We start from the raw sequence: 14,849 nt of genomic DNA, 5'->3' as shown, positions 1-14,849 counted from the left end.
CGATTTCTCACAACTCGAAATCACTCGAACTAACGTAAATTATTCATTAGAACTTTTAATAAACTTTAATGTTTTTGAAATGTTCTGAGATGAATATCTAATCAAATAAATTCCTGCTGTAAAACTTGAAACATTTATGGTTTTAGAATTTTCGGTTATAATCTGATTCAAAATTTCTTGACCTAATTGATTATAAATTGAAACCTCTAATTGATTTACAGTTGAGGGTAAGACGATGTTCAAATTCGATTTTACCGGGTTTGGATAAAATTTAAAATCACCAAGCTGTTCCTCATTAATTGATAGCGCTAAGTTTTTTGCCAAATCTAAATCCGGAATTCCAAATCCTAAAAAATCATCTGGTGTATTGAACTGTGAGGCTGATTGCCTAACGTAATCTTTTATTTCGGTTGGTGAAGTATCTGGTAATGCTTGCCATAACGACGCAATACCACCACAGAGAATAGGACTACTAAACGATGTACCATTATTTTGAACGATACTATTAAATTCACTAACCACATAAGCGGCTCCACCTCTAGCTACCACATCTGGCTTTTGATAGCCAACTTGTGCTGGTCCACCTTGCGAGCTAAACGACACAAAATTTCCATTTCCATCTACAGCTCCAATAGACAAGACATCTGGTGAATCTCCGGGTGCACCAACAGTTTGCCAATCTGTTGCACCAGCATTACCAGCACTAACCACTACTAAAATTCCCTTCTCCGCAGCTATGGAAGCTCCTTTTGAAATATAAGCGGTTTGACCATTCATGTCAGAAGGTGCATAACTGTAATTAGAATTATCATAAGTGGTATATCCTAAGGACGTATTAATGAGATCTACTCCCAAACTATCGGCACGCTCAGCAGCTTCTACCCAATAACTTTCTTCTACCGGATTTTCACTACCAGCATCTTCTGTTCTAAATAAATAATAAGACGCATCTGGTGCTGTTCCTACAAACTGATCTTGTACAAATGCAGCCATTGTACTTAGTACTTTTGTACCATGATTACTTCCTGTAAAGGCATACACATCTGAGGTTCTATCTACAAAATCATAACCATTTAATAAATCATTATTATCTCGTAAACGCTGAAATGCGCCCATAGTATTTACATTTGGAAACCCAGAATCCATAACAGCAATAGTAATGCCTTCACCTGTAAAGTCAGCTAAATGGAGATTATCTACATTAATCATTTCTACCTGATTTTGTGTATCCCCATAAATAAAAGCAACGGTTTCATCTTCTATTTCTGTTTTGCTTAATTGTGATGCACTTCTTGACGACGTATTCAAGTTTTTATTAGCGAAATCAATACTTTCAACAAAAGTTAAGTTGCTTAAAGCGTTAATATTTTCTTCAGTCCCTCTAACATGGATAGCATTAAACCACTTCGATTTTGCCAAAACCGTGATTCCTGTTTGGGCTTTTAAATCTGAAATGTAAATTTCATTGACTGGCACATCGCGTTCATCAATCGTAATATTATGCCTCTGTTTTCTGTCTATTGCTTTTTGAGTAAGAATACTTGTAGGATTTGCTAGTGCTGTTGAAACATTTGGTTTGTCAGTAAGATAAATCCAGGCGTCTTCTTGAGCAAAGCTATTGGTAATAAAAATTAAAAGTAGTATTGTAAAACTATTTTTCATAAGACTATACATCTAACTTGTTATCGAGATCATTTTCAACTAGAAAACAGTTAAAAATCACTCGAACTGACGATCTCTATATAATCTATCAGAAAAATTTATTTAAAGCCAAGTTAAGAAATAACTCCTGAACCTAACAATTCGTCTTCTATATACCAAGCCACAAATTGACCTTCGGTAATTGCGGATTGTTTGTTTTCAAATTCCACATACATCCCTGAAGCGACTTTATGCAAAGTGGCTTTCTCTAAGGTTTGTCTGTAACGGATTCTTGCCATGACATCCATGGTTTCTCCTTCGTTTATTGCTAAATCTTCACGCACCCAATGCAATTCTTCGTTAGTCACAAACAATACATTTCTGTATAAACCAGGATGTTGTTTCCCTTGACCTGTGTAAATTACATTGTCTTTTACGTCTGTATCTATAACAAATAAAGGCTCTACTGTACCTCCAACTCCTAAACCTTTACGTTGTCCTTTGGTAAAATAATGTGCGCCTTGATGTCTACCGACTACTTTTCCGTCTGCTAAACTATAAACCGGTTTTTTAGACAAAAATTCTAATTCGTTTTCTTTTGAATCGAATTCTGGAAGCGCTTGACTATAAGTTTCAAACGTATCTGACACCTCTACAATATCACCTGCTTTGGGTTTTAATTGTTGTTGTAAAAATTCTGGTAATCTTACTTTTCCTATAAAACACAAGCCTTGAGAATCTTTCTTTTCAGCCGTAATTAAATCTTGAGCTTTCGCAATTTCTCTCACTTCTGGTTTTTGTAATTCACCAATAGGAAATAAAGCTTTCGCCAATTGTTGTTGAGATAATTGACAAAGAAAATAGGATTGATCTTTATTATCATCTGCACCAGCTAACAACTGATGGATTTGTTTTCCATCTTTTTCGATGGTTCCTTTTCTGCAATAATGACCTGTTGCAACGTAATCTGCTCCCAGCTCTAAGGCGATGTCCATAAAGACATCAAACTTTATTTCACGGTTACAAAGTACATCTGGGTTTGGTGTGCGTCCTTTTTCGTATTCATTAAACATATAATCTACAATACGCTCTTTGTATTGTACGCTTAAATCTACCGTTTGAAAAGGAATACCCAATTTGTCTGCCACCAACATGGCATCATTACTATCTTCTAACCATGGACATTCATCAGAGATGGTTACAGAGTCATCATGCCAATTTTTCATAAACAGGCCAATAACTTCATACCCTTGCTCTTTTAAAAGATAGGCTGCAACACTAGAATCTACTCCTCCTGAAAGTCCTACGATGACTCTTTTCATATTAATTACCTGCCAAAGCAGGTATCTCTTTTAATTAATAACTAGTGCTTTTTTAAAAACACCCTTAAAGTCCCGTAAAGGGGACAATCTAAAAACATGAACATTATATATTCATAATGTTTTTGTTCGAAAAACTTCGGCAAAATTACAAATAAAAAAGGCAATCCTATTAAGATTGCCATTCTGAAATTCTATAGAGCGCATAGCTTTAAGCTATTCTTTCTTAAATAAGACTTCTTGTGTGGTATGGTCTATTTTTTTGGAGAGTTCACCATCCTTATAGTATTTCCAAATGCCGTTTTTCTGACTTTTAATATAATTTCCTTCTGAAGTTATATTACCTAAAGCATCATAATTAATCGTTTTACCTTCCAACTCATCGTCCTTATAATGTGTATGTCTTAACACGACACTTTTTTCGGAAAACCATTTTGATTCACCATCAAGTTTACCATTCTTATAATTGGCACTTTCTGCAACGACTCCATTTTTAAAATACACAAAGCGCTCACCATGTAGTAATCCCTCTTCATTATAATTCTCTACAATCATTTTAGCAGCAGAATTTTTATGATAAAATGTCCAAGGCCCCATAAATCGTTTGCCATTCATTTTACCTTCGCTAATCACTTTCTTATTTGAAGCTAGGAAAGTAACATTAGCAATGCTGTCGCTTTCATTAAAGACTTTTATCGCACTTAGCACACTTTTTCCTGAAGACAAGGTGTAAAATTTGAATGAGTCTATTTCCTTTCCATGTTTAAAAGTTCCTTCATAACGTTTCTGTTTGGTGTTATGATAGTTTTTAGTCCATGTACCGTGCCTTAGTCCGTCTTTATCAAATTGATTGACTGAGTTTTGCGCATAAGCAGATGTTAAAAATAGTGTTAAAGTGAAAAGCGTAAAAACTTTTTGTTTAATCATTTTGTATTTTTGTTAAACAAACCGATTAAGGTTTGAATGTTGAACAATATAAAAACTCAAAACAATGAAAATTATTTCAAAAAACTTCAAATTACTTACAGTATTTCTATTGGTTATAGGTTTTACGTCTTGTAGTGATGATGATGATAACACAACATCACCAACTCCTACAACTGTAGTTGACATCGCTTTAGAAAACAATTTAACGAGCTTAGCTGCTGCATTGCAAGCCACTGACTTAGTAACAACCTTGCAAGGTGAAGGCCCTTTTACTGTATTTGCACCTAGTAATGCTGCATTTGCACAATTATTAGCCGATACTGGTTTAGATCTAAACAATTTATCTACAGCAGAAAACGCCTTAGTAAAAAACATTTTATTGAACCATGTAATAATCGGATCAACAGTAACATCAACTAATTTAGTTGACGCTGGATCTGGTTATACGAACACGGCTGCAACAGGACCTAATGGAGCTAACTTAAGTTTATACTACACAACATCGAATGGCGTGATGTTAAACGGTTCTTCTGCGGTAACTAATGCTGATAACCTTGCTAGTAATGGTATTGTACATATTGTTGATGAAGTCATTGGCTTACCAACAATTGCGACGTTTGCGACAACCAATCCTGCTTTATCAAATTTAGTAGCGGCATTAGCATTGGCTGACACTGGTACACCAACAGTACCATACATTTCTACAGTTTCTGATGCTTCTGCTGGACCATTTACAGTATTTGCGCCAACAAATGACGCTTTCGCTAATTTATTATTAGAGTTAGATCCTTCAGGAAATACTACTCTTGGTGATTTAGCACCAGCAACAGTAGACGCTGTCTTAACGTATCATATCGTAAGTGGTAACATACAATCTAGTGGTTTACCAAATGGAGCTGTTATGACTCTAGGTGGAGAAATTACTGCTGACAACACTGCGTTTACGTTAACAGATTCTAACGACCGTGTTAGTAATATTGTGACTAGCTTAGTAGATATTCAGTCTATGAATGGTGTTGTGCATGTCATTGACAAGGTACTTTTACCAATGCAATAAAAGTAAAATTAAGGTTGACAGCCTCACTTTAAATACGTTGATTAATTAGTTAAGTAAAGGCTCAAACTGTAAAAGGTTTGAGTCTTTTTTATTGTAATACTTTCGAAAAGTAAATCCGTCGATGCCCTTTTGGGAAATCTTTAATTTCACCAATAATTTCGTAGTTATTCTTAATATAGAAACCTTCTGCTTGAAAATCAAAAGTATCAACCATTGCCATAGTTGCTCCTCTTTTTGTAGCTTCCTTTTCTATATAACTTAAAAGCTTAGTTCCTAAGGCCTGTTTTCTATAGCCCTCATCGACCCATAAAATTTTAATCTCTAAACCATTCCAATAGTTAATACCAGCTAAAACACCACCAATGACATCGCCCTGTTCATTTTTTATACAGAATTCTAAAGGTGTCCAAATAGGCGATAATGCTGCGACCTTATCTAAATTGTAAGCATTAAGACCATCAACGATTATTTTAATATCTGCTTTGTTACAAAGATCAATTACCATCTGCATACTATTTTTAATAAAATAGCCTCAACAAAATGTTGAGGCTATAAATCTTATACGAATAGAAAGTTGAAATACTTATTTCTTCTTTCCTTTTTGTTGTGATTGCTTTTGCTGTTCTGCTTGCTCCATCATTTCAGCCATTTTCTTCTGAAACTTGTTTTGTTTCTTAGGCTTCGTTTTGCTGACTTCAATTTTAGCTAACACTTTATCCTCATCAATTATGTAGTTTTTAATTACTAACATAATACCAATACTAATTAAGTTAGAGATAAAATAATACAAACTTAAACCTGATGCGTAGTTGTTAAAGAAAATCAACATTAAAATTGGAGAGAAGTAGATCATATACTTCATCATCTTAGCCATATCTGGCATCCCTTCTTGTGTTGGTTGTGTTGCCATTTGCTGACCCGTAGTCATTTTCATGTAAAAGAAAATAGCAATTGCAGCTAAAATCGGAAATAAAGCCACGTGATCTCCATATAATGGAATGTGAAAAGGTAAATCTAAAACCGAATCATAAGAACTTAAATCGTCTGCCCATAAAAATCCTTTTTGTCTTAACTCAAAAGCTGTTGGGAAAAACATAAATAAGGCATAGAATACAGGAATCTGCATTAAACCTGGCAAACAACCACTAAGCGGACTTGCTCCTGCTCGGCTTTGAATAGCCATAGTTTCTTGCTGTGCTTTTAACTTATTGTCCTTGTACTTTTCTCTTACAGCATCTAATTCTGGCTTCAAGATTTTCATCTTTGCTTGCGACAAGAATTGCTTATACTGTACAAATGATAGTACAATTTTAACCAAGATAGTCATCACAATAATTGCAATACCATAAGATGGTAAGTGTTGACTTAAGAAACCAAATAATGGAATGAATAAAATTTTATTGATCCATCCAAAAATTCCCCATCCAAAAGGGATACTTTCTTCTAAACCTTTATCATAATCTTTTAAAGTAGCGTTATCTGTAGGTCCATAGTATAAACCTAAGTTTTGATTTAATTCTCCACCATTAAAAGCTAATGGCATTTTAGAGGTATATAACTTAGTATATAAAGTATCTATTTCTTCATCCTCTACTAAATCTAAAGAGGTCAATGTTACTTTTTTAAACGGGCTATCGTTAGCTACTAAGATAGAACTAAAGAAATGCTGTCTGTAAGAAAGCCATTCTACATCATCAACAGTTTCATCATCATCACTACCTTGTGATAATTTATCAACTTTACCATCATCGTACATGTACGTTAATCTGGTATAACGATTCTCGTAATTTATACTTTTAGAATGACGAATACTTTTTTGTTTCCAATCTAATTCAATAGGTTGCGATGTATTAAATACCCCACTTAAACCTTGAGATTTAATTGAAAAATCAATCATATAATCATTAGGCTTCAACTCATACCGGTATTCTAAAAATGCCGTTTCAGACACTTTAAGTTTCATAGAAACAATAGTGTTCTCGCCACTTTTAGTGACACTTGGTTGAAAAGGAAAATCTTGTGTATTTAATGTTCTATTATCCGAAGTACCAAATGTAATATTAAAAGCACTATTATTATCCCTCACCATATAAACTGGCACAGAATCGTAATCTACAAAGTTTCTCAACTTTACTTCTGCTAAGTGACCGCCTTTAGTATTAAACTTTAATTCGAAAACATCGGTTTCAACCGTTGTAAATTTGTCACCTACAGTTGGTAAGGTTAATGCATAAGCAAAAGAACCAACTTTATTTTGAAGTGCAACTTTTTGTGTAGAATCTAAAGCTTGCGTATTTGTAGAATAATCCGAAGACGACGTTACTAAAGTTTCATTTTGCTTACTTTGATTTTTTTCAGCTTCAACCTGCTCTTGTTCTGCTATTTTCTGAGCTTCAAGTTCTTCTGGACTTGGTTGATTTTGATACATTATAAATAATAATATACCAAAAATAAGGACAAAACCTATTATTGATTTAACGTCGAATTTCTTTTCTTCCATCTTTAATTTTCAATTTTAGACCTGTCATGTTTTTTAAATCTGACAGGTCTTATATGATATCAATTGAACAACCCAAAAAACTGTCCAAAATGTATTTTACGCCAAAGTGACATATTAATTATTACTTTTTCTTCTTCTTGTATTTTAGAGCAGCAGCCACAAATGCTACAAATAACGGATGTGGACTTTTTACTGTACTCTTATATTCTGGGTGATATTGCACACCAACGAACCAGTCGTTTTCAGGAATTTCTACAATTTCTACTAAACCAGTTTCAGGATTAAGGCCAGTAGCTTTCATTCCTGCTTTTTCAAATTGGTCTTTATAATCGTTATTAAATTCAAAACGATGTCTATGTCTTTCTGTAATCGTTTCTGAATTATAAACTTTATAGGCAATACTATCTTTTTCAATATTACAATCCCAAGTTCCTAAACGCATAGTTCCCCCTTTATTAACCACACCTTTTTGTGATGCCATTAAATTAATTACAGGATTTGGAGTACGCTCATCCATTTCAACAGAATTCGCGTCTTTAAGGTTTAGTACGTTTCTAGCATATTCTATTACTGCCATTTGCATACCTAAACAAATTCCTAAAAACGGAATATTTTGTTCGCGCACAAAACGCACAGCATCAATCTTACCTTCAATACCACGTTCACCAAAACCTGGAGCTACTAAAACACCATCTAAATGACCTAATTTGAATTCTATATTGCTCTCTGATAAATATTCAGAATGAATTGGTTCTACATTAACCTTAACTTCGTTTTCTGCTCCTGCATGAATAAACGATTCTAAAATAGATTTATAAGAATCTTGAAGTTCTACATATTTACCAATTAAACCAATGGTAACTTCGCTTTTAGGATTCTTATGACGTTTTAAAAATTCGTTCCAACGTTTTAAATCTGGCACATCACTTTTAAGTTGTAACTGATTTAAAACTACTTTATCCAAACCTTCTTCTAACATTAAGTTTGGTACATCATAAATAGTAGAAGCATCAATAGACTCTATAACCGCTTCCTTTTTTACATTACAAAAACGTGCAAGTTTGGTTTTTATACCATCACTAAGTGGATGTTCTGTTCTACAAACTAAGATATCAGCTTGCACTCCACTTTCCATCAATGTTTTTACACTGTGTTGTGTTGGTTTGGTTTTTAATTCACCTGCAGCAGATAAATAAGGCACAAGAGTTAAATGTATAACACAAGTATTATGCTCACCTAAATCCCATTCTAACTGCCTAACAGCTTCAATGTATGGTAAAGACTCAATATCACCAACGGTTCCACCTATCTCAGTTATAACGATATCATAATCTCCAGAATTTCCAAGAATTTGGATTCTACGTTTAATCTCGTCTGTAATGTGAGGAATGACTTGTACCGTTTTTCCTAAAAACTCACCACGTCTTTCTTTATCGATAACACTCTGATAAATTCTACCAGTAGTTACGTTATTAGCTTGTGATGTTGGTACGTTTAAAAAACGTTCGTAATGACCTAAATCTAAATCTGTTTCGGCTCCGTCATCCGTAACATAGCATTCTCCATGCTCGTAAGGATTTAAGGTACCTGGATCGATATTAATATATGGGTCTAATTTCTGAATGGTTGCTCTGTAACCTTGTGCTTGAAGGAGTTTAGCTAAAGATGCAGCTATTATGCCTTTTCCGAGAGAAGAAGACACGCCGCCAGTTACAAAAATATACTTAGGGTTTGTGGTCATGATACGCTTTTAAACGCAGGCAAAATTACGAAATTTAATGAGTTATTCTCTATTTGTTTATGGTTTGTTAATATGTTATTATTTCTATCGTTAAACACAAACGAATTAGAACCTTAGCTACTGAATGACAAAACATTACAAACAAGCACATAACGCACATTTCAATCTTATGATATACTTAATTTACTTTTAAAAGCAAAAGGTATTTCCATATAGAATAATTTAACCGAATATATAAGGCAGTTACGCTACGGAAGAAACAGTAATCAGACTTATTTATCTTTAATAATAACTAAACAAAAATGCTCTTTTAGTTCTAAACACTCCGTCTAAAAACGCAGAGCTGACTTAAATTAAATAAATGAGATTCCCCATAGCAACTACACCTGTTAAGCACCCTAATATAAAATCCATTTTAGTTGCTATAAAAGTTAGTTTATGCTCTATTCTACTAGCGACTGTGGCATAGATAGCGTATAATATAAACGAACCAAAGGTTGAACCTATTGAAAAGTAAAAACTATTTAGAAAAGAGTATTCAAAATAATCTAATCCTATTAAAAAAGAAATCGCTGTAAAGTAAAACGGAATTGCAAAAGTATTGAGCAGCGACATGCCTATGCCATGAAAATAAGCTTTAGACTTCTTAATTTCCGTTTTAATTTTCTGCTTTTTTAAAGTAAAATGTAATCTAAAAAAATGAATAGAGACCAAGAATAAAATCCCTGTACCAATTTTTTGTATAGTAGAAATATATTCAGAATTTTTCATTAGAACACTTGATAAATAAGCACCAATATTCGCTTGAAAAAATAATACGGTCGCAAAACCACCAATGAGATATAAAGCCGATTTCCGACCACTTTTTAAACTAAACTTAACAACAGTCAAATTCAAAAAACTAGGGACAATACTACCGGAAGCGGCAATAATAAATCCTAACAACAAGCACGTAAAGAAGATCATAATTTGTGTATTGTCGCAAATAAACAACTTCAACTTTTATTCTATTGCTGCGTTTCATCATTGCTGTAACTCAAAAGAATTTCCTAAACAGATTACCGTGATTCTATAACCTCTAACTTGAGTTTTACTCTGAAAACAGTATTAACGCTGCTTTTTAAAATCCCTACGAATCGTATAAATCAACTCTTCTAAGCCATTGATTTTTATTTCGCACATCTGTGCCATCATACGACCAAGTTTTCCTTCAGGAAATCCTTTTTGTTGATACCAGATGTAATAATGTTCTGGGACGTCTATTAAGTATTGATTTTTGTATTTGCCAAATGGCATTTTGTAATGTGCCAATTCAATTAAAACTGTGCCGTCTAATTCCATTTTTAATTAAATTTTAGTGTAGATAAAAGCTCCTAAATTATTGTGACTTGTAGTCTTCAAATTTCTTAAGTTCAATTTGAATTGTTGTTTCCCATTCCTCTTGCATTTCAATATTCATAGAATGGTTAGTTTGCTCATCGTAAAGTTTTTGAGTTTCATTTACGGCTTCATTAATTTTAGCATGTAGCCTGTTCATCTGCTCTTTTACATTTTGATTAACAATCAACTTTGTTATTTGTGCTCTAAATTGACGTGCATAAAGTTCTGTAATATCAAAATGTAACTGTTCATGAGCCAAAACATGAGGGTTTCCTTTTTCCTTTATGTACCAAGACTTATTTGGATAAAAGTGCGCTTCTACAGTGGTAGAGAAGTCAACGATTCTTTCTCCAGACGTCTTAACGGCATATCCAAAAGTAATACCTGACGCAGTAACAGCAACAGCATTAGACGTTAAACTTGGTGGCGCTTTAAAGTCGGCCCAAGTTAGCTTGGTTTTTTCATTCCAAGTTACAGATTCTTCATGAGACGTACCTCCAAGAAAAAGTAAGGTTATAATTATAAGTAGGTTTTTCAAGAGTAATTATTTCGAATTAAATGTAAAATCTTTTTCGATATTAGAATACTAAATACGCTATAAGACTAGGAAATTACTATCAATAACCTTTTTTAACGACTTACTCAGCCTTTACAATTCTGAGGTCATCATACTTTACAATATATACTGCTTCATTAACATAACCGCCCATTAAGGCTTTATTATATCTGAATTTATTTTCGATATATTCCGTTTCAATTGAATCTATTGATGCTTCATATAGGTTTTCAGCAGAAGCCAATCGCATTAAAAGATCTAAAGTAATATCAAATCCACGCGCTACATATTTGCTTGGGGATACTCCATATTCTTTACGGTACCTATCTACGAAACCATTTGATTTCGATTCGTCAAAATCCTTATGTACAGATGGGTAATGAAATTTAAGATGAGACAAATTATTATTGTCTATATCCTTCCCTTCAAATGCTTTCCCTTTGTTTAGAGTTGCTAATACAATTTCAGTTTTATTTACAGCAAAACCATTAAGCATACTAATAACACTAGAAGCTAAAGATGTGTTTTCAGTTTCTAAAAACACAACCGTTTTACCGGCAGAAAACACATTTTGTAAATTAGAATGATAAATATAATAGGCATCTTTTGTCTTATCTTTTTTATCTTTTTGAGTTAAGATTAACTTAGAGTTTGGAAATTGTTTTTGTAACGCTTCACTACTCGTTCTGTGCGCATGATCTGAAATAATAACCACTTTAGTCTTTAAACTATCCGCTTTTACAAAATCGATCATTGTTTTACTTAACAACTTATTTTCTGGTAAGGTTTGGAAGACATTACTATAAACTTGCTTTGGCTTGTTCATAGCAGCAATAACAGGAATATTATCGGCTTTTAATGTCATTGCGACACGGTTAAAACTATTTTCTTCCATTGGACCAATCACAGCATCATAATCAGAAAAATCATTATCAGCTAAAATATCCGCTGTTTTTGAAACATGATAACGCGTGTCAAAAACCTTTAAATCTGTTGAAATCCCTAATTGCTTAGCAGAATCTAAAGCCATCATAACACCAACGTGAAAATCTAATACTGTAGATAATAAACGTGTTTCTTTTATCTTCTGTTTGGTTTCTTCAACCGCATCTACATCAATTCTATCGAGACGATACGGTAACATTAAGGCTATTTTTTTAGTCTTAAAATTGGTTAGATTACTTTTTAAGTTTGTGGTTTTAACAATTTCTAAGCTACTCGTTGTGTCAACATTTGCTGGTACTTTTAATACCATTCCTGCTTTTAGACCTGTCTCTTTTAATTCAGGATTTAATTTTTCTAGTTGTTCTTGAGTTAAATTTAATTTTACTTTTAGTCTAAAAAAACCTTCTTTAGGTAACACTTCGTAATACCCAAAAGTCGATTCAACTTGTTTTTCTTCGTTATCATCAATGTTAGGTACGTTTAGCTCATCTCCTGGCTGAATGGTTTCATTCATAAATGGATTCAAAGCTTCTAACTCAGTAACAGAAATTCCAAATTTATAAGCAATTCTCCACTTCCCTTCCTTAGCCTGAACCGTATATTTTTTTACGGTATTATTTAAGGTTTGTTTAGATACTTGCGTTCTGTATTTTGGTATTCTAATTTTATCGCCTTTTTTAAGATTTTCAGAATACAAAAAACGGTTTGCTTTTTTAATTTCTTCTTCAGAAACATTGTATTCTTTTGTTAATCCGTATAAGGTTTCTTTACGTTTTACTTTATGATTTTTATAACCAATAAGTTCTCTACTATCTTCTACAATAGCGTTATTCTTAACTTTAGAGTTTGGAATAATTAAAACTGTATTAGGCTGAAACTTACGTTTAGCATCCGGATTTAGTGCATAAATATCAAACGGAGTCACTAAATAACCCTTGGCAATACTTTCAATTGTTTCACCTGGCTTAACGGTGTGCTCAATGTAGTCTTGAGCACTTAGACCAATTGTAAAAGCAATTAAAATGATGGTTAAGATATTTTTCATGAATTCTATTTTACTGTAAATGGCTATTTAAAACAGCTTACTTTTTTACTTTATACAGTGATTGAGACTGTACATCGACAACGTTCAGTGATCAGTGATTTTTTTTTATTTATTTACTATATACTGCACCTGTAAACTGATAACTTTTTTTACTCCCACTCAATAGTTGCAGGTGGTTTTGAGCTGATGTCGTAAACAACTCTATTCACACCTTTCACTTTATTTATAATTTCGTTTGATGTTTTTTGTAAAAACTCATACGGTAAATTCACCCAATCAGCAGTCATTCCGTCTGTACTTTCTACAGCTCTTAGAGCGACACATTTTTCATAGGTACGCTCGTCGCCCATGACTCCCACACTATTCACAGGTAATAGCATTGCACCTGCTTGCCATACTTTATCGTATAGGTTCCAAGAACGGAGATTATTAATAAAAATAGCATCAACCTCTTGTAATATACGTACTTTTTCAGCGGTTAGATCTCCAAGAATCCGAATTGCCAAACCTGGACCAGGAAAAGGATGACGACCTAATAACTGTTTATCCATATTCATAGAAGCTCCTACGCGTCTAACTTCATCCTTAAATAAAGCTCTTAATGGTTCTACTATTTTTAATTTCATATAATCTGGCAATCCACCAACATTATGATGACTTTTTATAGTCGCACTTGGTCCTCCTGTTGCCGATACACTTTCTATCACATCAGGATAAATAGTACCTTGAGCCAACCATTTTACATCTTTAATTAAATTCGCTTCAACATCAAAAACATCGATAAATGCGGATCCAATTGCTTTTCTCTTTAGCTCAGGATCACTCAATCCTGCTAAAGCATCCAAAAAGCGTGCCGAAGCATCTACACCTTTTACATTAAGTCCCATGCCTTCGTATTGATGCAATACATCTTCGAACTCATTTTTTCGTAATAATCCATTATTCACAAAGATGCAATAGAGGTTTTTGCCAATAGCTTTATGCAATAACATGGCAGCTACAGACGAATCTACTCCTCCTGATAAACCCAGGACCACTTTATCGTTTCCTAATTGCTCCTTAAGACTATCAACGGTTTCTTCAACAAAAGATTGTGGTGTCCAGTCTTGCTCAACCTTCGCAATCTTAATTAAGAAATTGCTTAAAAGTTGATGACCATCCGTAGAATGGTAAACTTCAGGATGAAATTGAATGGCATACGTTTGTTCACCTTCAATTTTATAAGCTGCATTCTCAACGTCGCTTGTACTTGCTAAAAGTACTCCTCCTGTTGGTAATTGCTTTATGGTATCACTATGACTCATCCATACTTGGCTGCCTTCGTGTATGTTCTCGAAGAAATCCTCGTCAGATTTTATAAACGCCAAATTTGCTCTTCCATATTCTCTTGTATTGGATTCCGCAACTTTACCACCAGAAAAATGGGCTAAATATTGGGCTCCATAACAAACGGCTAGCATCGGTTTTTTTCCTCTGATACCATCTAAGTTAGGATGAAGCACTGCTTCTCCTCTAACAGAGTTTGGACTACCAGATAGAATTACCGCTTTAAAGCTTTCTGAATCTGAAGGAATTTTATTGTAAGGGTGAATTTCGCAGTAGATGTTTAATTCTCTAACGCGACGCGCAATAAGTTGTGTGTATTGCGATCCGAAATCTAGTATTAGGACTTTGTTGTGTTGCATGCGCAAAAATAAGGATTGATTTGGAAATTACGTTTTATGATTTATAATTTTTT

General features: G+C 33.7%; 12 protein-coding genes. 1 reads left to right on the top strand and 11 read right to left on the bottom strand.

Annotated features, from left to right (window positions below):
• Positions 1 to 39: 39 nt before the first annotated feature.
• The 3 genes from DFQ09_RS10365 to DFQ09_RS10355 all read right to left on the bottom strand — a co-directional run bounded on the left by DFQ09_RS10365 (position 40) and on the right by DFQ09_RS10355 (position 3,887).
• Entirely contained in the window at positions 40 to 1,662 is a 1,623-nt protein-coding gene (locus DFQ09_RS10365) for a S8 family serine peptidase (RefSeq protein WP_115810038.1), read from the bottom strand.
• A 113-nt stretch (positions 1,663 to 1,775) separates the two neighbouring features.
• Positions 1,776 to 2,963, bottom strand: coding sequence for a tRNA 2-thiouridine(34) synthase MnmA (gene mnmA / locus DFQ09_RS10360; protein WP_115810035.1), 1,188 nt, complete (start codon positions 2,961 to 2,963; stop codon positions 1,776 to 1,778).
• 213 nt (positions 2,964 to 3,176) lie between these two features.
• On the bottom strand, positions 3,177 to 3,887 hold the full coding sequence (locus DFQ09_RS10355) for a toxin-antitoxin system YwqK family antitoxin (RefSeq protein WP_115810033.1): 711 nt from the start codon (positions 3,885 to 3,887) through the stop codon (positions 3,177 to 3,179).
• A gap of 64 nt (positions 3,888 to 3,951) precedes the next feature.
• On the opposite strand from DFQ09_RS10355, the gene DFQ09_RS10350 reads away from it, so the two are divergent.
• On the top strand, positions 3,952 to 4,944 hold the full coding sequence (locus DFQ09_RS10350) for a fasciclin domain-containing protein (RefSeq protein WP_115810031.1): 993 nt from the start codon (positions 3,952 to 3,954) through the stop codon (positions 4,942 to 4,944).
• Positions 4,945 to 5,032: 88 nt separating this feature from the next.
• Here DFQ09_RS10350 and DFQ09_RS10345 read toward each other — a convergent pair whose 3' ends face one another.
• The 8 genes from DFQ09_RS10345 to guaA all read right to left on the bottom strand — a co-directional run bounded on the left by DFQ09_RS10345 (position 5,033) and on the right by guaA (position 14,796).
• Positions 5,033 to 5,449 carry a GNAT family N-acetyltransferase gene (locus tag DFQ09_RS10345; RefSeq protein WP_245940346.1) on the bottom strand — a complete coding sequence of 139 codons (417 nt, stop codon included), beginning with the start codon at positions 5,447 to 5,449 and terminating at the stop codon, positions 5,033 to 5,035.
• Positions 5,450 to 5,527: 78 nt separating this feature from the next.
• A complete protein-coding gene (yidC, locus tag DFQ09_RS10340; RefSeq protein ID WP_115810027.1) occupies positions 5,528 to 7,444 on the bottom strand; it encodes a membrane protein insertase YidC in 1,917 nt (638 codons plus the stop codon).
• A 121-nt stretch (positions 7,445 to 7,565) separates the two neighbouring features.
• Positions 7,566 to 9,185 (bottom strand): CTP synthase, encoded by a 1,620-nt coding sequence (locus DFQ09_RS10335; RefSeq protein ID WP_115810025.1) that lies wholly within the window; start codon positions 9,183 to 9,185, stop codon positions 7,566 to 7,568.
• Between the two features lie 348 nt (positions 9,186 to 9,533).
• Complete coding sequence (locus DFQ09_RS10330) at positions 9,534 to 10,151, bottom strand: LysE family transporter (protein WP_115810023.1); 618 nt, start codon at positions 10,149 to 10,151, stop codon at positions 9,534 to 9,536.
• A 141-nt stretch (positions 10,152 to 10,292) separates the two neighbouring features.
• Positions 10,293 to 10,526, bottom strand: a complete 234-nt coding sequence (locus DFQ09_RS10325) for a DUF3820 family protein (protein WP_115810021.1) — start codon at positions 10,524 to 10,526, stop codon at positions 10,293 to 10,295.
• Between the two features lie 37 nt (positions 10,527 to 10,563).
• Entirely contained in the window at positions 10,564 to 11,103 is a 540-nt protein-coding gene (locus DFQ09_RS10320; RefSeq protein ID WP_115810019.1) for a DUF922 domain-containing protein, read from the bottom strand.
• 100 nt (positions 11,104 to 11,203) lie between these two features.
• Positions 11,204 to 13,111, bottom strand: coding sequence for a LysM peptidoglycan-binding domain-containing protein (locus DFQ09_RS10315; protein ID WP_115810017.1), 1,908 nt, complete (start codon positions 13,109 to 13,111; stop codon positions 11,204 to 11,206).
• Between the two features lie 149 nt (positions 13,112 to 13,260).
• Positions 13,261 to 14,796, bottom strand: a complete 1,536-nt coding sequence (gene guaA / locus DFQ09_RS10310; RefSeq protein ID WP_115810015.1) for a glutamine-hydrolyzing GMP synthase — start codon at positions 14,794 to 14,796, stop codon at positions 13,261 to 13,263.
• Positions 14,797 to 14,849 lie beyond the last annotated feature (53 nt).

Origin of the sequence: Winogradskyella pacifica (assembly GCF_003386275.1) — a bacterium.
In the GTDB taxonomy this organism is placed as follows: domain Bacteria; phylum Bacteroidota; class Bacteroidia; order Flavobacteriales; family Flavobacteriaceae; genus Winogradskyella; species Winogradskyella pacifica.
The sequence above is the reverse complement of the archived record's forward strand: the minus strand, read 5'-3'. Positions and strand labels throughout refer to the sequence as shown.

Excerpts from the sequence above, each read along its gene's own strand:
- guaA (WP_115810015.1), bottom strand. The coding sequence starts at position 14,796 with ATGCAACACAACAAAGTCCTAATACTAGATTTCGGATCGCAATACACA.
- DFQ09_RS10345 (WP_245940346.1), bottom strand. The coding sequence starts at position 5,449 with ATGGTAATTGATCTTTGTAACAAAGCAGATATTAAAATAATCGTTGAT.
- mnmA (WP_115810035.1), bottom strand. The coding sequence starts at position 2,963 with ATGAAAAGAGTCATCGTAGGACTTTCAGGAGGAGTAGATTCTAGTGTT.
- DFQ09_RS10325 (WP_115810021.1), bottom strand. The coding sequence starts at position 10,526 with ATGGAATTAGACGGCACAGTTTTAATTGAATTGGCACATTACAAAATG.
- DFQ09_RS10355 (WP_115810033.1), bottom strand. The coding sequence starts at position 3,887 with ATGATTAAACAAAAAGTTTTTACGCTTTTCACTTTAACACTATTTTTA.
- DFQ09_RS10315 (WP_115810017.1), bottom strand. The coding sequence starts at position 13,111 with ATGAAAAATATCTTAACCATCATTTTAATTGCTTTTACAATTGGTCTA.
- DFQ09_RS10350 (WP_115810031.1), top strand. The coding sequence starts at position 3,952 with ATGAAAATTATTTCAAAAAACTTCAAATTACTTACAGTATTTCTATTG.
- DFQ09_RS10365 (WP_115810038.1), bottom strand. The coding sequence starts at position 1,662 with ATGAAAAATAGTTTTACAATACTACTTTTAATTTTTATTACCAATAGC.
- DFQ09_RS10330 (WP_115810023.1), bottom strand. The coding sequence starts at position 10,151 with ATGATCTTCTTTACGTGCTTGTTGTTAGGATTTATTATTGCCGCTTCC.
- yidC (WP_115810027.1), bottom strand. The coding sequence starts at position 7,444 with ATGGAAGAAAAGAAATTCGACGTTAAATCAATAATAGGTTTTGTCCTT.
- DFQ09_RS10335 (WP_115810025.1), bottom strand. The coding sequence starts at position 9,185 with ATGACCACAAACCCTAAGTATATTTTTGTAACTGGCGGCGTGTCTTCT.